The sequence below is a fragment of the Paraflavitalea speifideaquila genome, from assembly GCF_032395985.1.
Classification (GTDB): domain Bacteria; phylum Bacteroidota; class Bacteroidia; order Chitinophagales; family Chitinophagaceae; genus Paraflavitalea; species Paraflavitalea speifideaquila.
In genome coordinates, this window is sequence record NZ_CP135920.1 from 2,470,204 (window position 1) to 2,495,150 (window position 24,947).

A 24,947-nucleotide genomic window follows, 5' to 3' on the forward strand; every position below is an offset into this window, starting at 1 on the left:
TACAATAACAGTTATGAGTTTAGTCATCGTTAAATACAATGCTGGTAATATTCAATCAGTGCTTTATGCTTTGGAGCGGATCGGAGTAGAGGCAACTGTGACAGATGATCATGAACAGATACGCCAGGCGGAGAAGGTAATCTTCCCCGGGGTAGGAGAAGCCAGCAGCGCCATGCGCTACCTTAAAGCAAGGGGATTGGATGAAGTGTTGAAGGGATTGCAGCAGCCGGTTTTGGGCATCTGCCTGGGTATGCAGCTGATGTGCGCTTATAGCGAAGAGAATGATACCACCTGCCTGGGCATCTTTCCCGAACAGGTAAAATTGTTTACGCCGCCAACGGGCAGTAACCTCAAAGTACCGCAGATTGGCTGGAATGCCATTTACAACCTGAAGACCAACCTGTTGAAGCAAACACCGGAAAACAGCTATTGCTACTTTGTACATGGGTATTATGCCGCCCTTGGTGATCATACCATTGCAACAACCGATTATGTGCAGCCTTACAGTGCAGGCCTGCACCGCGATAATTTCTATGGCCTGCAGTTTCACCCCGAAAAGAGTGCACAGGTAGGAGAACAATTATTAAAAACTTTTTGAGCCTCTAAGATGGAAATCAAACCCGTACCCTTAGCGGATGTATGGAACATGCGGCAGCTGGTGATGTACCCCGGGAGTCACTTGATTTTGTGAAGCTACCAGAAGATGAAAAAGGATTGCATTGGGGATTGTATGACACTGGGGAGCTGGTATCTGTGATCTCTGTATTTGAAAAAGGAGGGCAGGTGCAATTCAGGAAATTTGCTACGCGCACCGCTCTTCAGGGTAAGGGTTATGGAACGGCCTTATTACAATATGTCATGGATTGGGCGCAACGTAAGGGTAAACGATCCATCTGGTGTAATGCCCGGTTAACGGCCACAGGTATCTATAAAAGGTTTGGCATGCTGGCCACGGGTACTACCTGGCGTAAGTATGGCATTGAGTTTATTAAAATGGAAAACAGTTACAACACACTATGCAGATCATTCCCGCTATTGATATTATTGACGGTAAATGCGTGCGGCTTACACAGGGCGATTACCAGCAAAAGAAAATATACAATGAAAACCCGCTGGAAGTAGCCCTGGAGTTTGAAGATGCCGGCTTAGAACGCCTGCACCTGGTGGATCTTGATGGAGCCAAAGCCGGCGCCGTGAAGAACTGGAAGGTGCTGGAAACCATTGCTGGTAAAACCAAACTGGTGATTGATTTTGGCGGTGGTATCAAAACCGATAAGGATGTAGACATTGTTTTCAATTCCGGTGCAGCCCTGGCTACCGTGGGTAGTATTGCGGTGAAGAATGAACAGGAATTTGTGAAGTGGCTTTTGATATACGGTGCCGATAAATTCCTGTTGGGCGCTGATGTAAAAGAGGAAAAGATTGCCGTAGGTGGCTGGCTGGAAACAACGGATATCTGGATCTATGATTTTATTGAGAAGTATTTGGCGCATGGCGTACAGCAGATATTCTGTACCGATGTAAGCAAAGATGGTTTGCTGCAGGGACCTGCTACCCAACTCTATCAAAACATTATTCAAAAATTCCCTTCCCTGCAACTGATTGCCAGTGGCGGCGTGAGCAATATGAATGATGTACTGCAATTACAGGAAATTGGTTGCAGCGGCGCCATCATTGGCAAAGCCATTTATGAGGGTCATATCCATATTAGTGATCTTGTAAAAATATAAACCATGGGCATACAAAATTTCTGGTTGTTTGCATTGGCCAGCCTGTTGTTGAACATCACACCGGGCAACGATATGCTGTTCATTGCTACGCGTAGTACCCGCCAGGGTATCAAAGCTGGTATCATTTCTTCGCTGGGCGTGATGGCTGGGTGTATGGTTCATATTACAGCCGCCGTAGCAGGATTGTCGGCTATCATTGCTCAATCGGCCATGGCTTTTAATATTATTAAGTATGTAGGGGCGGCCTACCTGATTTACCTGGGACTGAAGGCTTTGTTGAATAAGAAACCTTCGGCCTTTGCGATGGAGGCAGTTGATAAGCAACCGCTTCGCAAAATATTCTGGCAAGGGGCATTAACCAATATTCTCAATCCAAAGGCTGCCTTGTTTTCCTGGCCTTCCTGCCGCAATTTGTAAACGTACACCATGGCAATACAGAAATGCAGATATTGTTCCTCGGCCTTTGGTTCAATTGTTCCGGAACGTTGGTGAATTTCCTGGTGGCTTATTTATTTGGTAAGCTGGGCAACTGGTTGAGTAAATCGCCCCGTTATGTTAGGATACAGGAAAAGGTCACTGGACTGATCCTGATTGGTTTGGGTATTAAAGTAGCATTAAGTTCTAAAAAATAAGTAAGGTGTTAACAAAGCGTATTATTCCCTGCCTCGATATCAAAGATGGCCGTACGGTAAAAGGTACCAATTTTGTAAACCTGCGTGATGCGGGCGATCCGGTTGAACTGGGCGCACTGTATGCACAGCAGGGTGCCGATGAACTGGTATTCCTGGACATCACAGCTACCAATGAAAGAAGGAAAACCCTGAGTGAACTGGTCAATCGCATCGCACACCATATCAATATTCCCTTTACGGTAGGTGGCGGCATCAGCAGTGTGGAAGACGTTCAGGTATTATTGCAGCATGGCGCCGATAAAATATCAGTCAACACTGCCGCCTTTAAACGGCCTGAACTCATCAAAGAGCTGGCCCGTGAATTTGGCAGTCAATGTGTGGTATTGGCCATCGATACCCGCCAGGAAGCCAACGGCGAATGGTATGTATACCTCAATGGAGGCCGGGTAAAGACTGAAATGGGTTGTCTTGATTGGGCCAGGCAGGGGGTAGACCTGGGCGCCGGAGAGATCCTGCTCACCTCCATGAACCACGATGGCACCAAGCAGGGCTTTGCCCTTGACATTACCCGTCAACTGGCCGAAGCTTTGCCGGTACCAGTCATTGCCAGCGGCGGCGGTGGTAATATGCAACATTTTGTAGATGTATTTGAGCAGGGCAAGGCGGATGCAGCCCTGGCCGCCAGTATCTTCCACTTTAAGGAGATCAGTATTCCGGAATTAAAGGGATATTTGCAGGGCAAACAAATTGCTATCAGACCAATATGATCGTTCAGGTTATCATATTCCTTGTTTTTGTGTTGGGCATGATGCTGGTACTATTTAATTATTTAAAAAATAAGCAAATAGAAAGAGAAGAGGACCGGCGTGAGCGGCTGCACGAAAAACAAGAGCAACTGATCGAATCATTACGAGCTAAGAAAGGGGAGGAGTAGGGATAGTGAATTCAGGAGACAGAATATAGAATCCGGAAGAGAGGGCAGGTTTAAATTCGTGATTATTTAATTCGTGTACATGAAAATAGATTATAAAAAATACGCTGATGGCCTGGTACCTGCCGTAGTGCAGGATTTCAAAACACATAAAGTGTTGATGCTGGGATTTATGAATGAAGAGGCGGTGAAAAACAATGTCCGAAGGGAAAGTTACTTTCTACAGCCGTAGTAAACAGCGTTTATGGACCAAGGGAGAGGAGAGTGGCAATCACTTGCTGGTGAAAGAAGTGCTGTCGGATTGCGACAATGATACCCTGCTTATTAAAGCGCAGCCATTGGGCCCCACCTGCCATACTGGTGCCGATACCTGCTGGAGTGAACGCAACCACCAGGAAGACTTTTTGTATTACCTGGAAGATATCATTGAGCTGCGGAAGAAGAGCAGTGACGAAAAATCTTATGTGCGTCAGCTCTTTGGCAAGGGAATCAATAAAATGGCGCAAAAGGTGGGGGAAGAAGCGGTGGAATTGGTGATAGAAGCAAAGGATTCCAATGACGATCTTTTTCTGAATGAAGCCGCCGATCTGCTTTTCCATTATTTGATTTTACTTAACGCAAAAGGTCATAATTTACAGGCCGTAGTAAACATTCTACAACAACGCCATTCAAAATAAAAAGGCCCCTCTATGAAGCAGTTACTGGTATGCATATTGTTGATACCCATAGGTTTATTGGCCCAGTCGGGTTTTGTAATCAAGGGAAATGTAATGGGCCTGCCCGAGGCCTCCAAACTGAGCCTCACCGATATTAATAATGCCACCGATACCCTGGCCCGTGGTTCGGTAGAAAAAGGTGCTTTTGCATTAAAAGGAACGGTTAAAGAAGCCAACTTGTACCAACTCAATTTTGATGGGGTGATGAAGAAGTTCGTCCTGTTCATGGGCAACGATCAGATCACAATACAGGGTAATATTGAGAATGTACAACAACTGGAAGTAAAAGGTTCTCCGGTACACGATGATTTTGTTGCCTTCCAGACCACCTTTAACCCCCTGTTCCGGAAGTTATCGGAAATGAACCAGCAACTGTCTTCCATGCCCAATGTGCAGCCTGGCGATTCTATTATGGTAGCTTATACGAACCATATTGATAAGACAAAAGCTGCTATTGAAAAATTTACCAACGAAAAGAAAACCTCTCCGGTAGCTCCTTTTGTGTTGGTAGTGACGAGTGAGTTGGAGCAGGACATCATGGTATTGGAAAAACATTATAATCTGCTGGCCGCTGCAGGTCAGCAAGGCTTTTACGGCAAAATACTCAAACAGCGTATTGATGATAGTAAGATCGGCGCTGTGGGTAGTCAGGCTATTGAGTTTTCTCAAAACGATACAACGGGCAAACCAGTAACGTTGACCTCTTTCCGTGGCAAATATGTATTGATCGATTTCTGGGCCAGCTGGTGCAGGCCCTGCCGCATGGAAAATCCCAATGTAGTTACTGCCTACAATAAATTCAAGGATAAGAACTTCACCGTATTGGGTGTATCCCTAGACAGGGATAAGCAACCCTGGTTACAAGCCATTAAAGATGATAACCTCACCTGGACGCAGGTAAGTGACCTCAAATTCTGGAGCAATGAAGTGGCCCGTCTGTATAAAGTAGAGGGTATACCGCAAAACTTCCTGATCGATCCGGCTGGTAAGATCGTTGGCAAAAACCTGAGAGGGGCCGGCCTGCAATCGAAGTTGTGTGAATTGCTGGGATGTAATTAAAAAACAAGAATACAGAATTTAGCATACAGCATACAGAATAAAAGACAGAAGATGCAGGTTTAAAACTAAAGTCGGAAATCTGAATTCGGGATGTTGCAGCATTTTAAAGGCGTTGATGAATAGTCAACGCCTTTAAAATTTTATGAACCCCTTCAGTATACTGAATTCCGTATTCTGTCTTCTCTAGTTCACGTCTTTGCCGTCTTGTAGCAGTTGGATGATCCGCATCACATTGTCCTTATTGACCTTATCTGGCGCCTGCGGCAATGCCTTGAGTGCAAATTCAGATGCCTTCTTGTAATTGCTAAGGGCTGAATATCCGCGTACCATGCCCATATTGGTGGTAAAAGTATTAGGGTTTTTATCGTAGTTCAGTTTAAAAGCATCAAAAGCTTCTTTGGGCTTCTTTTGCTGTAATAGTTGCCGGGCATAAGCATGTATCTGCTGAGGAGTGCCCATCGGTAATGCTTCCTTCATCAATGCTTCTGCTTCTGGTGTACGGTTTAACCTGGTGAGCACCTGCGCTTTGGTTGATAATGTGGTGAAATTCTTTTCGCCTACAAATGTTCCTGTAATGGCTTGTTCGGACCACGCTAATGCTTCTTCCAGGTTTACATTGTGCACCAAACAATAATTGGCAGCCTGGTTCCAGGTTTGCCAGCCGGGATTAAAGCTCTTCTCGGAGCGCAATTCTTTGCGAAAAGACGCCAACTGTAGGTTCACATGATCGGTTGTGAGCTTGATGGGGATCATTAATTTTTCCCATTCCAATACTACAGTGGCTGATGAATCGGTTTGATCGAGGAACTCATATTTTAACCACTCTACACTTTTGTCCAGTGGTACAGGTTTCACAGTTACCCGTAAAGCATCTTCCCTTTCGTCGTAAAAGAAGCTTCCCAGGAAGTATGGTTTTTGGAAAGGATTACGGTAGATGATACCGGATCATACGCAATGAATAGCCCATATTTACCGGCAGGCACTGTTTTGCCTTCCACCATAACAGGTGTGGTAAACTCAATCACCGTGTTTTCATTAGCGCCTGCCCGCCAGGGAGCATTTTTGCTGGTACCAAATCCCAGGTCGGCATAACCCTTATGAACCAGATCGCCCCAGATCTTTCCTTCGCGTCCCTTTACGCCTGGCCGGCTGTATTCAACCGTAACATAGGTAATACCAATATTCTCGCTTACCTGGGCTTTGCGGTTGCCCCCATCAGGAGCTGAGGTTAATTGCGCATTGGTTTGGGTAAACAATAGCAGCAGGGAAGCTGCGGCGAGCAGTATGCTTTTCATGTAGGCTTTGTTTTAGTTGATTAAAGCTAAAGAAGATTATTAGACAAGGAAAGGAAATTGGGACTTGCCGTCAAAAGAACAGGATGAACTGACGTTTATTATGACCTAAGGTAAATAGATGCGAGAGTTGTTCTTTTTATGTATACCAGGCTGAAAACCAGTGCAACAGGTCGTTCGTTGGCCTTGTTTGGCCATTCATGTGGCACAGCGGGTTGTTAATACATCGGTAAGCTTGTAATACATTCTATGAAGCATTTGCTACCATCTATTAAGTTTTTCAGGCACTTCACTAAATACGATAAAAAGCATGTGGGCCCGGGTAGTTACTTTGTGTGATAATAAATAATTCATCATCAACGTTAAGGGCCATTGACCCTTATTTACTAACCCTCTTTTATACCTGTTTTATGTGGCTTTCATTTTTACTTTACCTCGTTGTTTCAGTAGGCTTATTGGTTTTCAACTTAGACGTAAGGGAGCTTAAGGATCTCCCATAGGGCGGTCACCAGACAGGAATTGGGAGTAGTGTAGGCGAGCGCCGGGTGTGAACCGAGGCAGCCGGGGGCCTGGGTCTCTAAGAAGTCTCTATAAGGTCTCTATAAGGCCTCTATAAAGTCTCTTTGAGGATTCCAAAGAAAAGTGGGCCGACCATCGGGCTGACTGTATCAGACCACCGGGCGACCCACTATTTAATACTATTTGATCGAAGATCAATTTCCTTCTTTGTCTTTCTTTTTCCCTCCAAAAATACGTCTGAAGAGACCCTCTTTCTTCTTCGTATCGGCTGGTTTCACTTCTTCTTTGGTATCCTTTTTTTTTCAGGTACCTGGTTTTTAGGTTTTACCGCTTCTTCCAGTACCTTTTGTTCTTCTATGGCTTGCCTGGAATCGGTCGGTATGTTTTGCGTATCTGGCTTACCCAGGTATTCATCGGCTGTACCATTGCCTACATTGTCGCCTTCAGCGCCGGGGTCTGGCGTACGGTCGGCCACACCACCATAGTCGTACAGCTGTTCACTGCGCATATTTTCGGGTTGTACAAATTTGGCTTGTCTATCCAATCCCAGGGTTTTATCGGCCAATGCTTTTTGGAAAAATACTCCCAGATAGGACGGGCGGCCCTGCCACCTTCTCCCAATCCATTATCCAACCTGATAAACCGGTCGTCACAGCCAATCCAGGTGCCTGCCATCAGTTGGGGAGTAAATCCAAAGAACCAGGCATCAGAGTTGTCATTGGTTGTACCGGTTTTGCCGCCCATTTCAGCAATGCCTAAACGAGCCCTTAAGCCCGCTGCAGTACCATAGTCGGTAGTTCCTGCATCATACGGCTCATAGTATAAGCCGTAGTTTGGCTGATCACCTCTTTACGTTCTGTAGTAAAAGGCGTCAGTACATTACCATTTTTATCTTCAATACGTGTAATATAGATGGGTTTCGTACTAAATCCGCCCGAAGGGAATATGGTATACCCCACATCATTTCAAACAACGACAGATCGCAACTACCCAAGGCAATAGAAGGGAAGGGATCGACCTTGGTAGGGATATTGATCTGCTTCAGAAATTCAGCAAAACGCTGCGGGGTAGTCTGCTTAATAATATAAGCGGCTACTTCGTTTACAGACCAGGCCAATCCGCTGGCCATGGTGCGTGTGCCGGTACGGCCCCTGTTCTTGGCAGGTACATAACCTGATCCCGGGAAATATTGTTGGGTTTGCTCACACTGTGTTTCGGGAGTAAAACCGTATTCTTCAATAGCAAGTGAATACAGGAATGGCTTGATGGAAGATCCTACCTGGCGTTTGGTACGTAGATTAACGTGGTCATATTTGTAGTTCTTGAAATCAATACCACCTACCCAGGCTTTTACCTGTCCGTTCAAGGGGTCCATCACCATGAAAGATGCCTGCACCATCTCGCGGTTGTATTTGATAGAATCCATCGGTGTCATCACCGTATCTTTTTCTTTCTTTGGATTCCAGGCAAATACCTTCATGGGCACCTTCTGGTAGAAGGTTTTTTGATCTCGGCATCGCTAAGCCCATCCTCTTTGAGGTTTCTCCAGCGCTGGCTGCTTTTCATATAACCTTCCAGGATGTTATCATGCCCCTTCCAAACGGCATCGGTTTTTACACCACGTTGTGCTGCCAATGCCCGTTGTAATACCGGCAGGTGTTTGGCCACTGCCTCTTCTGCATACAATTGCATGCGGGGATTAATGGTGGTGTAAATATGCAAGCCATCGGCATACAGGTCATAATCGTCTCCATTGGGTTTCTTATGATCTTTGGCCCATTTTTTCAATTCTTCGCGGATCACATCCAGGAAGTAAGGAGCAATACCATTGTTCTCATCCATCTTTTTATAGTTCAGGCGGATGGGTTCTTTTTTTCAACCTGGCGGCCTCGGCATCGGTGATAAAACTATTGCGGGCCATCAATTCTAACACTGTATTGCGACGATCAAAAGAGGCTTTGTAATTGTTTCTTGATTGTAGGTGCCGGTGGCTTTTTGCATACCCACCAACACGGCGGCTTCTTCTATCGAAAGGCGGTCGGGCTCTTTGGAAAAAGAACGTGCGGGAGGCATTGCGAATGCCATACACATTATCACTAAAAGGAACCGTATTGAGGTAAAGCGCAATGATCTCTTGCTTGGTAAAATTGCGTTCCAGCTTGATGGCTATGATGTTTTCTTTGATCTTTTGCAGGATCCGCGATACAATATTGGTGGCGCGTTCATCAAACATATTGAGGGCCAGCTGTTGGGTAATGGTGCTGGCGCCACCATCCCTACCCAGGGTACTAACTGCTTTGGCAAGGCGGATGCCATCAATGCCCGAGTGGTCATAGAAGCGTTTGTCTTCTGTAGCCACCAACGCATCGATAACATGCTTAGAAATGTCGTTGTATTTTACGTAGCTGCGGTTGCCACGTTCACGGTAGTATTTGCCCATGGGCGTACCATCATCGCCAAATACTTCCGAGGCCAGGGTAATGGAAGGGTTTTCCAATTCATCAATAGAAGGCATTTTACCAAATACGCCCCAATTGATGAGTAGTATAAACAATACTACGCCCAGGAAACCATAAAGGAATATGCGCCAAAAGATCTTAACAGGACGGGTCATATTAATATATTAACTTTAAGTAAGGGTTATCAATCAACTGCAAAAACCATACTTGATTGGCCTAATGTAAGGCTATCTGGCAGGGCTGGTATATAAGTGGTTGTTTCTCAACAAAGTTCTGACTTTTACGTCAATCATGAAAATGTTAAAACCTTGCTGTAACACTTCCTGCATGCTAAGACGGGCCTTTTCGTCCGGAAGTTGTCGGGCCCCTGTAACAGCACGCATTTCTAAAAGGTGAATATTGCATGCTCCTTCCGCTAAAACTTCCCGGGAAATAGCTGTTGCAGGAATAACTTATAAGTATCCACATCCTTGTTTTCCTGCAATTTGCCGAGGTTGGCATCCGTAACGATCACAAATGAATATTTAGCTGCAGGCAACCAGGGAATCAGTTCACCCGGAGCTGCTTTGCGGGCTTTTTCCATATAAGCAATAGCGGCATTGGCATTTTCAAAGCTGCTGATGGTCATCATCCGCACTGTATCGGAAAGCGCCACATTGCTGATCTGGTATGTTTTATTGTAATAGATCTCCTTGTTATAGCGGTTGAAGGCATTGCGTGCTTCGGTAATGTATACGGGGTCTACCTTGGTTAATATCAACGCTACCATGTGCTGAGCATTGGGATCATACAAGAAGGCAGGTTTGCCAGGTGCTACGATCACTTCCCGCGCCCTAACTACACTATCCTTTGCGGGGGTGGTTTTTGTACAACGCTGTCTTTTGCCGGTTGTTGCGGAATGGGGGTGGCATTGACCACCAGGGCGTCGCGTTTCAGTTTGTCGGTATTAATGCCCGGCTTGGGTATTTTTGTGAACTGTCTTTTTAATGGCAGTAGGATTGGTAGTCGTTTCTTTGATACGGGCCTGTTCTTCTTCCACTACCGGCGGCGTTACGGGTTGTTCCTTCACAACTGGCTGTATGGGCGAATCATCTATGATAGTGATGCTATCATCCTTCGGCCTTTCTATTTGTAGTTTGGTCAGGTAATCTTCGATCTGTGCGCGGCGGCTCAATACATCGATCAGCGTTTTGGCTTTTTCGGCCATCGGTGTATTGGGGTAGGTGCTTATGATATTGTTCAAAGCAGCCTTGGCCGAATCATCCTGCCGGTCCTTGATAAAGTAAACCGACTCAATGTAAAGTAATTGTGGTGTCCAGTAGTTTTTACCATACAGGCTATCTGCTATTTGCTTCTGAATGAGGGCCTCTTTGAAACTACCTTCAATGAAGAGGTTATAAACGTGCTCATATTGGCGGGTCATGGCTGCCTTGGCCGCCAGTTCTTCCGGACTACCTTTTGGATTAGAAACCGTTTTCTCAAATGAAGTGCCGGCATATTTGGCTTTCAGTTCTGCAGCTACCTTGGCGGCACTGGCTGTGAGGCCCATTTTATTGTAGCAATAGTACAGGTGGAATAGTGCTTCCGGGCGCAGGCTGCTATAACCAAATCTTTCCAGGAAACCTTCCAGCGTTGTTATGGCCGAAGCATAATCTTCCAGGCCTTCCATATAAGCGATACCCAATTGCAATTGGGCATTTTCAATAGAGTCATTAGAAAACGCCAGCTGCTTCTCCGAGAGTGGCAGGTTCTTCATCAGGCCTTCAAAACTTAGGTCTTTAGGCGCTGAAGCATCACCACTACTCATATCTGTTCCTTGTGGGTTGCCCATCGTGGGATCTTGTGCAACAGCCTGGTTGGCGGCTTGCCGTACCGCGGCCATGCGGCGCCAGTTGTCTACATTCTGGCGGGTGCCCCATTTGTTCTTGAATTCGGTAAAGCCTTTTGATTTAAGGCCAGTATTGTTAAAATACCAATCTCCCTTGGCATTGCTGCTGCTAAACAGGTCGGGTGGGGAGCATTGTTATTGTTGAGATTTAACGGATCATTGTTCGAGGGAACAGAAGGATCTTCTTCTTTAATGCCTTGCTGTTTGCGGAGCTGTTTGGCCAATTTACGCACAAAAGCCTCTCTGGCGGCCTCCGGCATACCGGCAATACGTTGCAAGCTATCCTGCCTTTCTATGACGGATAAGTGCTGTACAATGCGTACCAAAGCGCCCTTCCGTATATCGTACACTTGCTGACTCAGGATGGAAGAGTCAACCACCGTAACACTATCGTAATAGTTTTTAGATTCGGCATATTTTTTTTCGTCAAAAGCCAATCCGCCCAGCATGAGGTAGGCTCTTGATTTGTACAGGTTGTCGCCATTGGGATTGGTATATTGGACAGACTTTAATAAAAGGGCTTTGGCCCCGGCTATATTGTTGCGCTCCAGTTCCATTTGGGCAGCGGCAAAATAAATGATGTCGCGGTAATTCGTATACTTATCCCGGCGGGCCATTTTTACCAGGTCATTGATGTTTTCCTGAATGGCTTTTTCGTCGCCTTTATTTTGGCGGATGCTGTTCAGGCGGGCATATACTTCCAGTACGGGATCAAGGGTATGGGTGATCACCCGGTTATAGAATTCCTGGGCCTTTTGGTGGTCTTTTATGCGTTCATACAACTGGGCTATCAGGTATTCCCAACGTGCCTTTTCGCGTTTGCTGGGGGCATTGGGCAGGGCCTGTTCCAGGTAAATGGCGGCGCTGTCATACAATTGTTGTTTATAAAACCACCAGGCCTGTACTTCCCGCAGGTCGCCTTGCAGCCTTTCCGGGAAATTAGGATCGTGCTTAAGTGTTTCTATCAAACCCGCGGCTTCGGGCATTTCATCCCTGGCCAGGAAGGTCCTGATCTGCCAGATGAAGGACTCATTGCGGCTGGGCGGGGAGCTCCATACCTTGTGCACCAGGTCGGTTTTCTCCTTGGTAGAAATGGAAAAACATTACCTCCTTCAACAGCATTACTACCAATGGGAATATCATACCCGTCTTTTTCACGGGGGCAAAGATGTAATTGATGTATTGAAAGGTAAAATAGGCCGTGTCCAGGATATTCTTGTAATAGTAAGCCTTGCCCATCAGCATGTACAGGTTATCCGTCCAGGTAGTGCGCAGGTCATGGATCAGGATACCCGTATTGGCTTTGTAAATAACCGAATCAAGGTCTTTGTCCTGGGCTGTTTGCTGTAAACTGTAATTATAGAAGGGAAGTAATTGGGTATAATCGTCTTTAAAATTGTATTTGGCCCGGTCAATGATCTCTTCCAACTTGGCATTGGCATTGAAGTGCCAGTTGAACTTGGTGACCCCATTTTGGGTAAACTGCCGCCAAAGGTTCCATTTCTTCTCGCCGGTTTTTTCAGACCGTAATTTCTTGTCTTCGTATTTCTTAGGTTTGCCTTTCAGGTCAAAAGAAAGCAGGGGCTGCTGGGCCAAAAGCGCCGGCAACCAAACGAGGGAAAGAATTAGTGGTAAGATGATCCGTTTCAAAACCGTCATTGCTCCGCAAACTAAATCCTTCATAACTGATTTTCAAGAAAATTATTTTTAAAAGTAGCGTTTATTTTTTGTTTCCACAGTAGTGAGCTTTTCGGTCTATCTTGTTACCTTTAAAGCGCTGAAAAACCTCTGTATGGCCAAATTCGATGCCAATTCCACTTTGAAACGTTTACAGAACCGCTACCGCCTGGTAGTGATGAATGATGATACTTACGAAGAGGTTGTTACGTTTAAGTTATCACGGCTCAGTGTTTACATAGTACTTAGCACCATTTTTGTGCTGCTTACCGGCCTTACTGTGGCTTTGATCGTATTTACTCCCCTGCGCATGTATATTCCAGGTTATGGGGATGTAAATGCCACCCGGGAGCTGCGGGAGCTGAAGATCAGGACCGATTCCCTGGAAAATGTGATGCACCAGCGGGGTCAGTACCTCGACAATGTAAAGAATGTGCTGCAGGGCAACCTGAGTGTGAAACTGGATACCACCTCTCTGGATATTCCGAAGCCGGAAACGATTGATGAATAGTGGCAATCAGGCAACAAGGCATTAAGGCCAGGAGGTGAAACACCAATTAGCTTCGATTTACTGTTTATATATCCAAACTCATTTAAAACCAGATCATTATGTTCAACCAAAAACTAAATCCGAGACTTTCCAGGAAACGTCCACTCCCAGTGGCGCAAGTATTATTGCCTCAGGCACTACCCTTAAAGGCGATATCAGCAGCAGCGGCGACATCCGTATTGATGGCACCCTCCAGGGGAATATCCATTGTACCGCCAAGGTGGTCATTGGTTCCAATGGCGTGGTCAATGGCGATATTGCCGGTCAGCAGGCCGATATCATGGGCAAGGTTACCGGCACCATCAAGGTGAAGGAATTACTGCAACTCAAAGGAGGAAGCCTGGTAAATGGCAATCTCCATGCTGGTAAGCTGCAAATTGAACCCAGTGCCAATTTTAATGGCCAGTGCCATATGTCCGGGTCCGAAACAGCTAACGTTCAGCCCGCTTCCAATGGCCAGGCCGATAAGCGTACCGAGAAAGCAGTACTGGCAGGCGCTTAAACAGCAGCTCCTCCCTACGGATGCATTTCATAGCTGGTTTATTTTCAATACATACCTGGCCCAAAGGGCTGGGTAAGGTTGTTTTTGCCGTATTCCGTAAATTTGCCGCATGGACACTAAATCTGCCGCCAGGGCTTTTCTGCCTATTACCATTATCTTTCTCATTACCAATACATTCTTTATTGTGGGCCGGTCATTATTGACCAAATGGGGGTAGATACGGATGTTTTGATTATAGGTAACCTCCTGCTCATCCTGCTCACTGCTTTTTCATTTTACCAGCATGTCCGGGCTTTGCGTAACAAAAACATCCATGCTTTTTTGCGGATGATCAAAGGAAGTATGCTGATCAAGATGGCCATTTGCGGTGTAGCAGCCTTTATATATATAATCACAGCTGGCAAAGGTGTAAATGCCGGAGGCGTGTTGGGATTTATGTTCCTCTATTTTGTTTATACCCTTACCGAAGCTGCTATTGTGATGAAACTTAGCAAGCAAAACAAGAATGCCTAAACAGGAAGCCCCCTGGATTATCTCCGCCGGTTTATCCCTGAGCCGGCTGTATTGAAAGTGCTGGAATACCTCCGGCAGTACAACGTACACCTCACCATTACCCAGGAACGCAAAACAGTGCTGGGCGATTATCGCCACGCTACCCAATATAAAGCCCACCGCATCAGCGTTAATGGCACCCTCAATCCTTATGCATTCCTCATTACCCTCGTACATGAACTGGCCCACCTGGTCACCTTTACCCAATATGGCAACCGGGTACAATCGCATGGTAAAGAATGGAAAACGCTTTATGCCGTATTGTTGGCCGAATTTCTGAAAGAAAGCGTTTTCCCAGCTGATATCCAACAAGCCATCCGTCAATCCCTGCACGACCTGCCCGCCAGCAGTTGTGCTGATGAAACCCTGATGCGGGTATTGAAAAAATACGACCGTCAGAATGGAATGGTGATGGTGGAGGACATTCCCGAAGGACAGCTATTTGATATCGGAGAGGGAGGATCTTCAAGAAAGGAAAGAAACTGCGCAAGCGTTACCAATGCCTGGAAGTAAAGACCGGCAAAATGTACCTATTCAGCCCCATCTATGAAGTGAAGAGCGTAGCCTAAAGGACCTTCAACATCCAGATATCACATCCAAAATGCCCGGTATTCCCCATGGGGCCATCGAGGTAGTGAAATCCAAACTTTTCATATACACTGACTGCTTTCTTCAACTCGGGCATGGTTTCCAGGTATACCTGTTCGTAACCCGCTTCCCGGGCAAAAGCCAGTGCTTTTTCAATGAGTAGTTTGCCCAGCCCCAGACCACGCGCTTCGGGCAATAGGTACATTTTTACCAATTCGCAGGTGCCTGGGGGTAGTCCGTCCGAAGGGAAAATTCCTGCTCCTCCCAATAAACGATCGTTGAAGAGCGCTACAAAATAGATGCTGCCGCGTGTTTGAAATAGTTCATACAGCGCATCGGTACTGCTGTCATAATAAACCGTGCCGGGATGGTTGGCGCCAAATTCTGCGAGGGTATTCCGAACAACGATGGCCAGGGCGGCATTGTCGGCCTTTTCAATAGTCCTGATCTGTACAGGTTGCATGGAGCAAAGATACAACGGGCGATCAACTGATCATCGCCATAATGCCATACAGCAGTATATAACTAAGAAAGAGAATACCGAAGAAGACCTTGATAGGACTTTTCATGATGGAGGTGAATGTTGAAAGGTTAATGAATGGTTGATTGAGCATGGGTAACGAAAAATATATGCCAACTATTTTGTGGCTGGTATAAATAAATTGAAAAAGGTTGTTCAACCTGGTTGGGCTGTGCTGCCTGATTGGCCTCAAGAATGCGCCCATTGGGTGTTTTCACCCAGGATGCAATTGGGATAATTACTGCCTGCTACGTAATTACCCTTACCGTTTTTACCCTATTTAGCGGCCGACACCCCGTTTGAATAGAGAAAAATGCTAAATAGACAAATCACTATTTGTACGTTGAGGAGGAGAAGCTACGTACTGCCCCTATTCTTACCCTTTACACTTTCATTACAGGCATTACCATCGCTGCTTCCCGGATAGCCAATTGGTAGTTTTTTTACACCGGGCGTACCCTTAATAATTGTATGGATTGAATTAATCACTGTTAAAACCATTAACCGAAATTGCATGAAGGTTTTTGTATTGACCGAAACAGATATCATACGCGTAAAACAGGTGGCTTTACTGATGCAACAATCTTTAAGGTCACACCATACCATATACCTCTTGCCTTGACGGTAGGCCAATTCTTTTAATGATGCTCCAGGGCAATGGCAAAAACTATATTTTATTGTGCCATCCTTATCTTCTCGGATCAGCAAAGTTATCAATTGATGTCTGTTGGTCAACGGATTGAGGATATAGACCTCTCTTGAGTGGAACCATGCCTGTAATTTTCTGCCGCCGCTTTGAGGTCGTACCGTAATGAATTTCCAGTCTCTTTTTGTCAATGACCCGGCATATTTCTTTATTGAAGTTCCTGCCAGATTCGGTTTGGGATTTTTACATCGCCTGCCATGGGTACCTTTTTCTTTGCAGGTACTCCCCATCTGGAATGGTTCCAGCCACATTTGCAGATTATCCGGAACATCTGCAACAAACTCAATCCCATTTTTAATCAAATCCGCCAGCAGCGCCAGATCCCGTCCATAGAAAGCATCAAAACATACCCAGCGAACTTTTATTTTTAACCCTTTTATTACATGGGCGATGATCTCTGCCGCCTGGTCAATTTTGCTTACTTGCTTTTGTATTCCAGATAATCGGGCCTGCACCAGGTTCACCAGCGAACCTCCACATAAAGCACCGAATACACCTACCTGGCTGTTCTCGGTTTTGCCTAACTGTCCACAGTATTGTCGTTTAACTATGGCAGAGTGATACCCTTTCTTAGGATTGCCGCATTCATCTATGATCAGACAGCTATCCTCTGTCAAACCTAAACGCTGAAGCATTTGCCAAAACTGTAACGTAACCACATCCATTACCGATTGAAAACACCACCTGGAGTTGGTAATAAAATGATGTAACCGTTGTCCGTTTGATTCTTGTAACTCCTCGGACATCACCTGGCAATTACGGCGAGAGCACAATAACAATCCTTTCAGGTAAATCACAGCAGTGGCTGATACGTTGCGCGTAAGACTGGTAAATAAATTTTGAAAACGGGAAAGAAATTTGGGCAAACGACTCTGGATGAGCCGCATTTTTTTATTTACACCCCGTGGGTGTTGCTTTTTCTGTCAGCGATTTTACGCTTCTTCCGCTTCTGACGTGCATTTCGACCCTAAAAAAATTCAAAGATCTTAATTTGACAAAGTAGAGATAAAATAAAAAATAAATAATAATTGCTTAATGCCCTGGTTGATGCCCGGCCGCACTGCTCAATATACAGGCCATCACCAGTAACTCCGTTTCTATAAACAGGTTTTGTACCTCATTGTCAACAGTTCCTTCCTCCTCCTGCCCCAGGCGATTCAATACCTGCGTTTGCTTGCGTTGTTTGCGCATCAGGTCATATCACTTGTTCCTGATCATGGCGTATAGATACCTGCGCTTTTCATCCGCTGATACAAATTCTTTTTTTAGCTGCAATAGTTTCAATAACACATCTGCCACCACATCTTCTGCGTCCTCCTGGTTGTTGAGCAATCTGGTAGCAAAATAGGTCAATGGATAAAACAGTTCTTCGTACGTTAGGTTAAATGACGGGTCATTGGTTGATGATGGTTCCCTCATGACAGATAGGCTAATAGAGAATAGTTAGAAAATTGGTACCGATTACTGGTACATGGTAATGTTGTTAACTAAAATTCCATAGGGGGTGCTTATCTGTCTTGGGGACCGTGGAAGTAAAAAGAATAGCGTAAATGGGGGAATCGAATAGAATTTGAAAAGTTAGGAAAAATGGATTGTTTAATAAAAACTATATTTCGTTGCAATGTTGGTGCCATTGCTTTTAGCTGCTAATTATGAGTTTCGGGCTGCTAACCTTGAGCTGTTCGTTTTTAGCCATATCCTGTAAGCAAAAATGCAGGGAGTTGGTGCTAAAAAATAACCTAAAGACTACGAAGCATTACCGGTTGTCGATTGCCCGTCCCTCCCCAATCCGCGCAATCCATCCACATCTGTTGATCTGCGATTCAAAAATTGTCTAACTTGTAGTACCATGCGTTATTGGTTATGTATACTGCTTATCATGAGTGCCAGTGCCGAGGCCCAATTGCCCCGTAATGCACTTGATCAATATGAATTTACCCAGGAAATTACCCTCAATGCCCCTGATTCCATATTGAAGAAAAGATCCCGGAGTTTTTTATGTCGCCCTTTATCGTGCATTGGGATTCAGTGGCTTTTGTAGAAAATACCCATACCGCCAAGGGCCATATCATGGTGCGCGTACATTATAAACTATCCAGTTTTACCATACCCGTAGCCCTGAAGCTGGAAATAGAACTCCTGCCCAGCGGCTACCGCTATTCCATCCGTCACCTGGAGGCCAATAAAAGAACAGCAAATACCTTTTCCCCCTCGAACAGAAGCCCCAGGCTGTCTCCTCTGTAGTATATGAACAATTGCTGCAAAAGTCCCAACGGTACATCGGCTCCGTCATCAGTATGCTCAAGCGCTTTATGCAGGGCGATTTATAATTGGTACAATCCGGTAGGAATTGAACAGATGGGCCTGGAGTGGCTCCATCTGCTTTTAGGCGTACCAAACAGGTACCAAAAAAGGGGCCAAAGCTGGGCCTAATTCGGGGTTAAAGCGTATCCGCCTAAGCGAACCCCGAACAAGTCCCGAATGAGGTACGAATCAGATACGAACCAGAGTCGAAGAATGGGTTACGTTGACTGGGCAAAGTCAAAAAAGGTCGCTGAAAACTCAGCGACCTATATTCGTTTACGAATCCAAAAATCAGTAATCAATAATCCCTACGCTACTGCTTTGCCTACCAGGGCAGCTGCCTCGCTCAATAAGATAGCGCTCTGTACTTTCAGGCCGCTTTCTTCAATGAGTTTCTTGGCTTCCGTGGCATTGGTACCTTGCAGGCGCACAATGATGGGCACTTCAATATTGCCAATGGATTTGTAGGCGTCAATAACACCCTGAGCCACCCGGTCGCAACGTACAATACCACCGAAGATATTGATCAGGATCGCTTTTACCTTGGGATCTTTCAGGATGATGCGGAAACCAGCTTCTACCGTAGTAGCATTGGCCGTACCACCTACATCCAGGAAGTTGGCAGGCTCACCACCACTCAGCTTGATCATATCCATGGTTGCCATGGCCAGGCCCGCGCCATTTACCATACAGCCCACATTACCATCCAGTTTTACAAAGTTGAGGTTGAATTTACCGGCTTCTACTTCCGTAGGATCTTCTTCGCTGATGTCGCGCATGGCTTCCAGCTCGGGATGACGCATCAGGGAGTTGTCGTCCAGGTTCATTTTACAGTCAACCGCAATGATCTTATCGTCTGAAGTTTTGAACAATGGATTGATTTCCAGCATGCTGCAATCCAATCCAACATACGCATTGTATAAATTAGTAACAAACTTTACGCAGTTCTTGAAAGCTTCCCCTTTCAATTTCAGGTTGAAGGCAATTTTACGTGCCTGGAAAGCCTGGAGGCCACCACCGGGATGTACCCACTCTTTAAATATTTTTTCGGGCGTATCATGGGCTACGGTTTCAATGTCCACACCACCTTCGGTGCTGTACATGATCACATTCTGGCCACGACCGCGGTCCAGCAGGATGGATAAGTAGAACTCCTTGGTAAGGTCCTTTTCTCCATAGTATACGTCCTGGGCTACCAATACCTTGCTCACCAGTTTGCCGGCAGGGCCGGTTTGGATCGTTTCCAGTACACCACCCAATAAATTGGAAGCGATCTGCTTGATATCTTCGGCACTTTTGCCCACTGCCACACCGCGTTGCTCTGTACCCTTGATCTTTCCTTTACCCCGTCCGCCCGCGTGGATCTGGGCCTTCACAACTGCGAAATTATTGCCAAACTGTACTTTAAGGTTCTTATACGCTTCTTCGGCTGCATCAGCCCTGTCTACCGGAATGCCTTCCTGTACCGGTACATTGTATTTCTTCAGTAGCTCTTTTGCCTGGTATTCGTGGAGATTCATGCAGGAATAATTTTGGGCGAAAGTACGGAAAGAATGCAAGAATACAGAGGCAAGAATATAGAATTCAGAATGGCTGCCGTGCTTTGAATGTCAGCACTTTCAGCTGTCTTTGGCACTCCCGTGGAGAGAACTTCCGCCAGATGGGTAGGTCCGGCTGTTTTCCATATCATTCCCGGATCACCCTATGGTACACGCCCCATCACTGCCATAGTACTTCCTGGGTAAGTCCTGGGTTCTCCCTGGTCAGGTCCAGGTCAGCAGTAAAGCAACAGTAAAGGAACAGTAAAGCAATAGTAAGGCTGGAGGGGTCAAATGCAGGCAGGACGCTGGTTTGTAATGGTTTTGATTGGTAAACTCAATACCGGCAAGGGTTTGATCGAAATGCGGATAATAAAATCGTAGTTCCCGGTCATGAAATAATGGACTTTATTTATAGGATACAATGTACGAAAAAGGCAGGGAATGCAGCGGATAGAATTCAGCATATAGAAGAAATACAGGAATGGCGAAGACGGAAAGACCGTAAATCGGAAAAGTCCGAAAGCCTGCAAGACCGAAAGTGCGGAAGATATTATAACGGACTTCCGGTCTTTCGGACTTTCCGACTTCAATATTTACCTTCATACCTGCAACACCCATTATGTCCAGATTACTCATTATACTGATTTATTTCCTCGCTGCCTGCCGTAGCAATCAATACATTGTGATCCCTGCCCGCCCGGTGGAAGCCATCAATGGCAGCACCTTTTACAAGCAGGTGATACCCCTTAGCCGCGAAGAGCGGGAGCGCCTGGCCATACGGGAGGTGCTGTCGGGCAATATCCCGCCCTTTCTCAAATATTTTGTGCGCATCCAAACCGTCATGACCGATTCCCTGGGCATCGCCCATACGGCCCAGTATTATGTGTCGCCCGATTACCTGTCCATTGGCAGCAATGCCGATTTTGCCCGCATTCCCCTGACACCCATGGCCGCCCAGCAAATTGCCGATGGGCTTACCTGTTTCCTGCCCACCCGTAAAATGGTGAACGATATCTACCAGCAATCCCAGGTAAAGCTGGAGCCCATGCCCTTGTTCCAGTACCGCGATAGCGCCCTTATGTTCTGGTACCACCACCTCATGATCGAAGGCCAGCGCAAGCAGCGCCGGGGCCTCATTGCCGGGGTTAAAAAGATGTGGTGATCTCTGGCAAAGTAACCCGCGATCCCAAGCCCCACCGCGTAGCCATCTATGGTTGGCACCAACTGAATGGCCAGGCCATTCAGCCGCTCTATACGGGCCATGTGGACTGGTACGTTGATTACAGCCATGGCATCCGCCTGGTGTACCGCAAGATCAAAGTAGACGGCCGCTGGATGGATTATGAGGCGGTATTGAAGAACCCCTTGCTAAAGGGCCTTTTGTGTGATGAAGACAATTGCGACTTTTATAAATATGAATGGGATACAGTCCGGAAGACCGAAGGTTCGGAAGTCCGTTAGAATATCTTCTGTCCTTTCGGTGTTGCAGGCTTTCGGACTTTTCCGACTTACGGACTTTCCGACTTCTCAATTCCTGTATTTCTTCTGTCTTCTGTATTCTGTCTCCTGTATTCTCCTTTTCCAATTATCTTTGCTGCCTTCCGTTCAAAAACGGTACATAGGTTAAATACGTACTATGATTGATTTGATCCAACAGTTACAGGAAACCACCGCCTATATCCGCCAGCTTTATCCCCATACCCCTCAGGCCGGTATTGTATTGGGCAGCGGGCTGGGCAATTTTGCCAGCGAGATGAAGGTGGAGAAAGAAATACCCTATTCCGACATACCCCATTTTCCCGTATCTACCGTAGAAGGCCATTCCGGTAAGCTCATCCTGGGCGAACTGGCGGGCAGGAAGATCGTAGCCATGGCTGGCCGTTTTCATTTCTACGAAGGGTATACGCCCGGGCAGGTGACCTATCCCATCCGGGCCATGAAGTTCCTGGGTATTCAGCAACTGCTGGTTTCCAATGCGGCCGGAGGCGTGAATCCAACGTTTAAAGTGGGCGACCTGATGCTGATCACCGATCATATCAGCCTGGCCATTGTGAATCCCTTGTTGGGTAAGAATTATGGCGATTTGGGTCCCCGTTTTCCGGATATGAGCGAACCTTATAGCAAAGAGCTCCAAAAGAAAGCCAAAGCCATTGCTGCTTCCTTACAATTACCGTTGCAAGAGGGCGTTTATTTTGGCGTAACCGGACCTACTTTTGAAACCCGGTCCGAATACAAGATGATCCACCTATTGGGCGGTGATGCCGTGGGCATGAGTACCGTACAGGAGGTGATCATTGCTGTGCACATGGGGTTGCCCGTGGTAGCCATCAGCATCATTACCGACCTGGGTATACGCGATGAAGAGAATGTGATCACCCATGCCGAAGTATTGGAAGCTGCCGCAGCAGCGGAGCCTAAGCTCTCGGCTATTTTTAAGCAACTGGTGAATGAGCTATAATGTTCTTGAACTCGGGCTGTATTGGCTCGCAGCTCGCTGCTCAAAGCTCGTAGCTGCTTGTTCATAGCTTGATTTTCAGTAAGATTAACTTTTGTATAACCGGCAGGCCGGTATTAATTACTAATTTGTTTCCCAAATTATAAGGCACAAGTGGTGAGGATCTTTTATATACTTTTTGGAATAGTCCTGTTATCGGCCGGCTTTGTGAATACAGCATCCGCCCAGCGTGGCGCTATGGACCGTATTAGAGGTATGGGCGGCGCCCTGGGCAGTGGGGGAGGTAAGGGCGGCGATTCTGTGGCCCACCGTACCGGTCTGGAAGATTCCATTACCATCCACTTCCGTTTCCTGGATTCAAGCCGCCTGCGTGGTTTTGATTCCACCATTTACGATTTTACCAAAAAGTGCCCATGCCCTGGTACAATGTCCACCTGGGCAATTTCGGCAATGCTTCCCGTAGCCTGTTGTTCACCCCCATCATGCAATCGGGTTGGGACCATGGCTTCCATGCCTACGACAATTACAATTTTACCGTGGCCGAAAGCCGTTTCTACAATACTACCAGGCCCTATTCCGAACTGAACTATTTATTGGGCTCCCGGGCCGAACAAATGATCAACCTGGTACATACCCAGAATGTAAAACCCAATTGGAACCTCGGCATTCAATACCGCCTCATCAATTCGCCGGGTTTGTTCCAAAATGGCAATACCAACCACAACAGCTATCGTTTCACCTCCTGGTACCAATCGCCCAATAAGCGTTATCAGAATTTTGTGGTACTCGTGGGTAATAAGTTGCAATCGGGGGAGAGTGGAGGGATCAAGAGCAAGAACTATTTGGACAGTACCGGTTATGATGACAGGGCGTCTATTCCTTCTCAATTGGGCGTGGCTCCACTTAACACGCGTAATTTCTTCGAAACCAATATTGGCACCGGTACCTTTTTTACCAATGCCACCTACCTCATGCGGCAGCAGTATGACCTGGGGCAAAAAGATTCCATCGTAACAGATTCTACCGTCATTCCACTTTTTTATCCCCGCCTGCGGTTGGAGCATACCATCAGCTACAGCACTTATAAATACCGGTTCAAAGACAAACAGGTGGTTGATAGCCTCTATTACATGAATAATTATGGCATCGATATACGCCTGCCACGCGATACGTTTTTATACAGGACTACTGGACCGACCTGACCAATGATTTCTCCATCTACCAGTTTCCCGATGCTAAGAATGCCCAACAGTTTATTAAAGTGGGTGCCGCTTTACAAATGCTCAATGGCAAGTTCGATTCGGGCAGGGTTACTACCAAGGACCATAACTTCTTTTTGCACGGCGAATACCGCAACAGAACCCGCAATAAAAAATGGGATATAGAGGCCAGTGGGCGTTTTTATGTAAATGGAATGAATGCCGGCGATTATGATGCCCTGGTGAGTTTGCAGCGTTTCATCAGTCAGCGCATCGGCTACCTGCGGGCGGGTTTTCAGAATACCAATCGTACCCCCTCCTTCGTGTATAACCAGGCCAGCAGCTTTTACCTGCCGGCAGCTACACCCCTAACATTTAGTAAGGAAAACATCACCAATATATTTGCTTCCCTTGATATGCCCAGGTATCGCGCTAGGTTATCGGGTTCTTATTACCTGGTGACCAACCTGACCTATTTCAAGTCGAAGTTGCAGCCTGATCAGGCTTCTTCCTTGTTTAACCTGCTGCGCGTAACGGCCGAAAAAGTTTTCCCTTTGGGAAAAAGAGGATGGAACTGGAAAACATGGATCATACTCCAACAACGTGCAGGCGATGGCCCCGTGAATGTGCCTTTGTTCACTACCCGCAATACCATTGGGTATGATGGTAACCTTGGGTTTAAGAACCTCAACATCAGCTTTGGCCTCGAAGGCAGGTACTTCAGCTCCTATAAAGCTCCGGCTTATTCACCCTTACTGGGACAGTATTATTACCAGGATTCACTGAAGGTTAGTTTGAGCGTACCCGAATTGAGCGGTTATATGCATTTCCGCATTAAGAGCTTCAATGCCTATATACGTGCCGAGAACCTCAATACGTTCAATTTGTCGAAGGGAGGATTTAGCAAAAACAGTATTCCAACCATCAATTATCCCTATCCTGGTCTACAGATACGTGTAGGTATCTTCTGGAGTTTTGTGAATTAGAAAGGCAATGAGGCGCCGGGGCATCAAGGAATTATTTGAGCTGCCATGTTTGTTTCGTACAGGTGCACCCTGTATCACTTGCCTTCCTGGCTGCTCCTCGCAGCGGATTGCCAGCTTTCCCTTTTAACTTTTCAACCTCTC

31 protein-coding genes and 2 pseudogenes are annotated in these 24,947 nt (G+C 46.3%); 19 read left to right on the plus strand and 14 right to left on the minus strand.

Features of this window, described 5'->3' with window-relative positions:
• Positions 1-13 precede the first annotated feature (13 nt).
• The 9 genes and pseudogenes from hisH to RS881_RS17070 all read left to right on the plus strand — a co-directional run bounded on the left by hisH (position 14) and on the right by RS881_RS17070 (position 5,068).
• Positions 14-598: an imidazole glycerol phosphate synthase subunit HisH gene (gene hisH / locus RS881_RS17030; protein ID WP_315822168.1), complete on the plus strand. Its 585-nt coding sequence runs from the start codon at positions 14-16 to the stop codon at positions 596-598.
• A gap of 41 nt (positions 599-639) precedes the next feature.
• Complete coding sequence (locus RS881_RS17035) at positions 640-1,122, plus strand: GNAT family N-acetyltransferase (RefSeq protein ID WP_315822169.1); 483 nt, start codon at positions 640-642, stop codon at positions 1,120-1,122.
• A complete protein-coding gene (gene hisA, locus RS881_RS17040) occupies positions 1,017-1,730 on the plus strand; it encodes a 1-(5-phosphoribosyl)-5-[(5-phosphoribosylamino)methylideneamino]imidazole-4-carboxamide isomerase (protein ID WP_315822170.1) in 714 nt (237 codons plus the stop codon). Before RS881_RS17035 ends, hisA begins: the two co-directional genes overlap by 106 nt.
• A gap of 72 nt (positions 1,731-1,802) precedes the next feature.
• A pseudogene (locus RS881_RS17045) lies at positions 1,803-2,362 on the plus strand (LysE family translocator).
• Between the two features lie 5 nt (positions 2,363-2,367).
• On the plus strand, positions 2,368-3,129 hold the full coding sequence (gene hisF / locus RS881_RS17050) for an imidazole glycerol phosphate synthase subunit HisF (protein WP_315822171.1): 762 nt from the start codon (positions 2,368-2,370) through the stop codon (positions 3,127-3,129).
• The gene (locus tag RS881_RS17055; RefSeq protein ID WP_315822172.1) at positions 3,126-3,296 is read left to right on the plus strand and encodes a hypothetical protein; all 171 of its coding nucleotides are present in this window, start codon (positions 3,126-3,128) and stop codon (positions 3,294-3,296) included. Before hisF ends, RS881_RS17055 begins: the two co-directional genes overlap by 4 nt.
• Positions 3,297-3,375: 79 nt before the next feature.
• The gene (locus tag RS881_RS17060) at positions 3,376-3,525 is read left to right on the plus strand and encodes a phosphoribosyl-AMP cyclohydrolase (protein ID WP_315822173.1); all 150 of its coding nucleotides are present in this window, start codon (positions 3,376-3,378) and stop codon (positions 3,523-3,525) included.
• The gene (gene hisIE / locus RS881_RS17065) at positions 3,491-3,970 is read left to right on the plus strand and encodes a bifunctional phosphoribosyl-AMP cyclohydrolase/phosphoribosyl-ATP diphosphatase HisIE (RefSeq protein ID WP_315822174.1); all 480 of its coding nucleotides are present in this window, start codon (positions 3,491-3,493) and stop codon (positions 3,968-3,970) included. The genes RS881_RS17060 and hisIE overlap by 35 nt, the downstream gene beginning before the upstream one ends.
• Before the next feature lie 12 nt (positions 3,971-3,982).
• Entirely contained in the window at positions 3,983-5,068 is a 1,086-nt protein-coding gene (locus RS881_RS17070; protein ID WP_315822175.1) for a redoxin domain-containing protein, read from the plus strand.
• A gap of 183 nt (positions 5,069-5,251) precedes the next feature.
• Here RS881_RS17070 and RS881_RS59550 read toward each other — a convergent pair.
• The 9 genes and pseudogenes from RS881_RS59550 to RS881_RS17120 all read right to left on the minus strand — a co-directional run bounded on the left by RS881_RS59550 (position 5,252) and on the right by RS881_RS17120 (position 12,876).
• Positions 5,252-6,363: pseudogene (locus tag RS881_RS59550) on the minus strand (tetratricopeptide repeat protein).
• 790 nt (positions 6,364-7,153) lie between these two features.
• Positions 7,154-7,444, minus strand: coding sequence for a hypothetical protein (locus RS881_RS17085; RefSeq protein ID WP_315822178.1), 291 nt, complete (start codon positions 7,442-7,444; stop codon positions 7,154-7,156).
• A gap of 306 nt (positions 7,445-7,750) precedes the next feature.
• On the minus strand, positions 7,751-8,359 hold the full coding sequence (locus RS881_RS17090; protein ID WP_315824514.1) for a penicillin-binding transpeptidase domain-containing protein: 609 nt from the start codon (positions 8,357-8,359) through the stop codon (positions 7,751-7,753).
• Complete coding sequence (locus RS881_RS17095; RefSeq protein ID WP_315822179.1) at positions 8,356-8,721, minus strand: hypothetical protein; 366 nt, start codon at positions 8,719-8,721, stop codon at positions 8,356-8,358. Before RS881_RS17095 ends, RS881_RS17090 begins: the two co-directional genes overlap by 4 nt.
• A gap of 4 nt (positions 8,722-8,725) precedes the next feature.
• Complete coding sequence (locus tag RS881_RS17100; protein ID WP_315822180.1) at positions 8,726-9,493, minus strand: transglycosylase domain-containing protein; 768 nt, start codon at positions 9,491-9,493, stop codon at positions 8,726-8,728.
• A gap of 260 nt (positions 9,494-9,753) precedes the next feature.
• Positions 9,754-10,161 carry a hypothetical protein gene (locus RS881_RS17105; protein WP_315822181.1) on the minus strand — a complete coding sequence of 136 codons (408 nt, stop codon included), beginning with the start codon at positions 10,159-10,161 and terminating at the stop codon, positions 9,754-9,756.
• Between the two features lie 123 nt (positions 10,162-10,284).
• On the minus strand, positions 10,285-11,220 hold the full coding sequence (locus RS881_RS17110; RefSeq protein WP_315822182.1) for a tol-pal system YbgF family protein: 936 nt from the start codon (positions 11,218-11,220) through the stop codon (positions 10,285-10,287).
• Positions 11,221-11,234: 14 nt separating this feature from the next.
• On the minus strand, positions 11,235-12,293 hold the full coding sequence (locus RS881_RS17115) for a tetratricopeptide repeat protein (protein ID WP_315822183.1): 1,059 nt from the start codon (positions 12,291-12,293) through the stop codon (positions 11,235-11,237).
• The gene (locus RS881_RS17120; protein ID WP_315822184.1) at positions 12,256-12,876 is read right to left on the minus strand and encodes a hypothetical protein; all 621 of its coding nucleotides are present in this window, start codon (positions 12,874-12,876) and stop codon (positions 12,256-12,258) included. Before RS881_RS17120 ends, RS881_RS17115 begins: the two co-directional genes overlap by 38 nt.
• 142 nt (positions 12,877-13,018) lie before the next feature.
• Here RS881_RS17120 and RS881_RS17125 point away from each other — a divergent pair, with 142 nt between their 5' ends.
• From RS881_RS17125 to RS881_RS17140, 4 genes are all read left to right on the plus strand, one after another.
• Complete coding sequence (locus RS881_RS17125) at positions 13,019-13,414, plus strand: hypothetical protein (RefSeq protein ID WP_315822185.1); 396 nt, start codon at positions 13,019-13,021, stop codon at positions 13,412-13,414.
• Positions 13,415-13,448: 34 nt separating this feature from the next.
• Positions 13,449-13,955 carry a bactofilin family protein gene (locus RS881_RS17130; RefSeq protein ID WP_315822186.1) on the plus strand — a complete coding sequence of 169 codons (507 nt, stop codon included), beginning with the start codon at positions 13,449-13,451 and terminating at the stop codon, positions 13,953-13,955.
• 207 nt (positions 13,956-14,162) lie between these two features.
• A complete protein-coding gene (locus tag RS881_RS17135; protein ID WP_315822187.1) occupies positions 14,163-14,468 on the plus strand; it encodes a hypothetical protein in 306 nt (101 codons plus the stop codon).
• Between the two features lie 57 nt (positions 14,469-14,525).
• A complete protein-coding gene (locus tag RS881_RS17140; RefSeq protein WP_315824515.1) occupies positions 14,526-15,020 on the plus strand; it encodes a SprT-like domain-containing protein in 495 nt (164 codons plus the stop codon).
• A 52-nt stretch (positions 15,021-15,072) separates the two neighbouring features.
• On the opposite strand, the gene RS881_RS17145 is transcribed toward RS881_RS17140, so the two are convergent.
• The 4 genes from RS881_RS17145 to RS881_RS17160 all read right to left on the minus strand — a co-directional run bounded on the left by RS881_RS17145 (position 15,073) and on the right by RS881_RS17160 (position 17,740).
• On the minus strand, positions 15,073-15,558 hold the full coding sequence (locus RS881_RS17145) for a GNAT family N-acetyltransferase (protein ID WP_315822188.1): 486 nt from the start codon (positions 15,556-15,558) through the stop codon (positions 15,073-15,075).
• A gap of 414 nt (positions 15,559-15,972) precedes the next feature.
• Positions 15,973-17,208, minus strand: coding sequence for an IS701 family transposase (locus RS881_RS17150; RefSeq protein ID WP_315822189.1), 1,236 nt, complete (start codon positions 17,206-17,208; stop codon positions 15,973-15,975).
• 145 nt (positions 17,209-17,353) lie between these two features.
• Positions 17,354-17,512, minus strand: coding sequence for a hypothetical protein (locus RS881_RS17155; protein WP_315822190.1), 159 nt, complete (start codon positions 17,510-17,512; stop codon positions 17,354-17,356).
• 9 nt (positions 17,513-17,521) lie between these two features.
• Positions 17,522-17,740 (minus strand): sigma factor, encoded by a 219-nt coding sequence (locus RS881_RS17160; RefSeq protein WP_315822191.1) that lies wholly within the window; start codon positions 17,738-17,740, stop codon positions 17,522-17,524.
• 579 nt (positions 17,741-18,319) lie between these two features.
• On the opposite strand from RS881_RS17160, the gene RS881_RS17165 reads away from it, so the two are divergent.
• Positions 18,320-18,565, plus strand: a complete 246-nt coding sequence (locus RS881_RS17165; RefSeq protein ID WP_315822192.1) for a hypothetical protein — start codon at positions 18,320-18,322, stop codon at positions 18,563-18,565.
• 368 nt (positions 18,566-18,933) lie between these two features.
• Here the strand turns inward: RS881_RS17165 and sucC are convergent, their stop codons facing one another.
• Positions 18,934-20,145, minus strand: a complete 1,212-nt coding sequence (gene sucC, locus RS881_RS17170) for an ADP-forming succinate--CoA ligase subunit beta (protein ID WP_315822193.1) — start codon at positions 20,143-20,145, stop codon at positions 18,934-18,936.
• Positions 20,146-20,785: 640 nt separating this feature from the next.
• Here sucC and RS881_RS17175 point away from each other — a divergent pair.
• The 5 genes from RS881_RS17175 to RS881_RS17195 all read left to right on the plus strand — a co-directional run bounded on the left by RS881_RS17175 (position 20,786) and on the right by RS881_RS17195 (position 24,806).
• A complete protein-coding gene (locus RS881_RS17175) occupies positions 20,786-21,328 on the plus strand; it encodes a hypothetical protein (protein WP_315822194.1) in 543 nt (180 codons plus the stop codon).
• Positions 21,322-21,627 (plus strand): hypothetical protein, encoded by a 306-nt coding sequence (locus RS881_RS17180; protein ID WP_315822195.1) that lies wholly within the window; start codon positions 21,322-21,324, stop codon positions 21,625-21,627. The genes RS881_RS17175 and RS881_RS17180 overlap by 7 nt, the downstream gene beginning before the upstream one ends.
• A 175-nt stretch (positions 21,628-21,802) precedes the next feature.
• Entirely contained in the window at positions 21,803-22,624 is an 822-nt protein-coding gene (locus RS881_RS17185) for a purine-nucleoside phosphorylase (protein ID WP_315822196.1), read from the plus strand.
• 410 nt (positions 22,625-23,034) lie between these two features.
• Positions 23,035-23,823 (plus strand): putative porin, encoded by a 789-nt coding sequence (locus RS881_RS17190; protein ID WP_315822197.1) that lies wholly within the window; start codon positions 23,035-23,037, stop codon positions 23,821-23,823.
• A gap of 53 nt (positions 23,824-23,876) precedes the next feature.
• Positions 23,877-24,806, plus strand: coding sequence for a putative porin (locus tag RS881_RS17195; protein ID WP_484557635.1), 930 nt, complete (start codon positions 23,877-23,879; stop codon positions 24,804-24,806).
• The last annotated feature ends 141 nt before the right edge of the window (positions 24,807-24,947 follow it).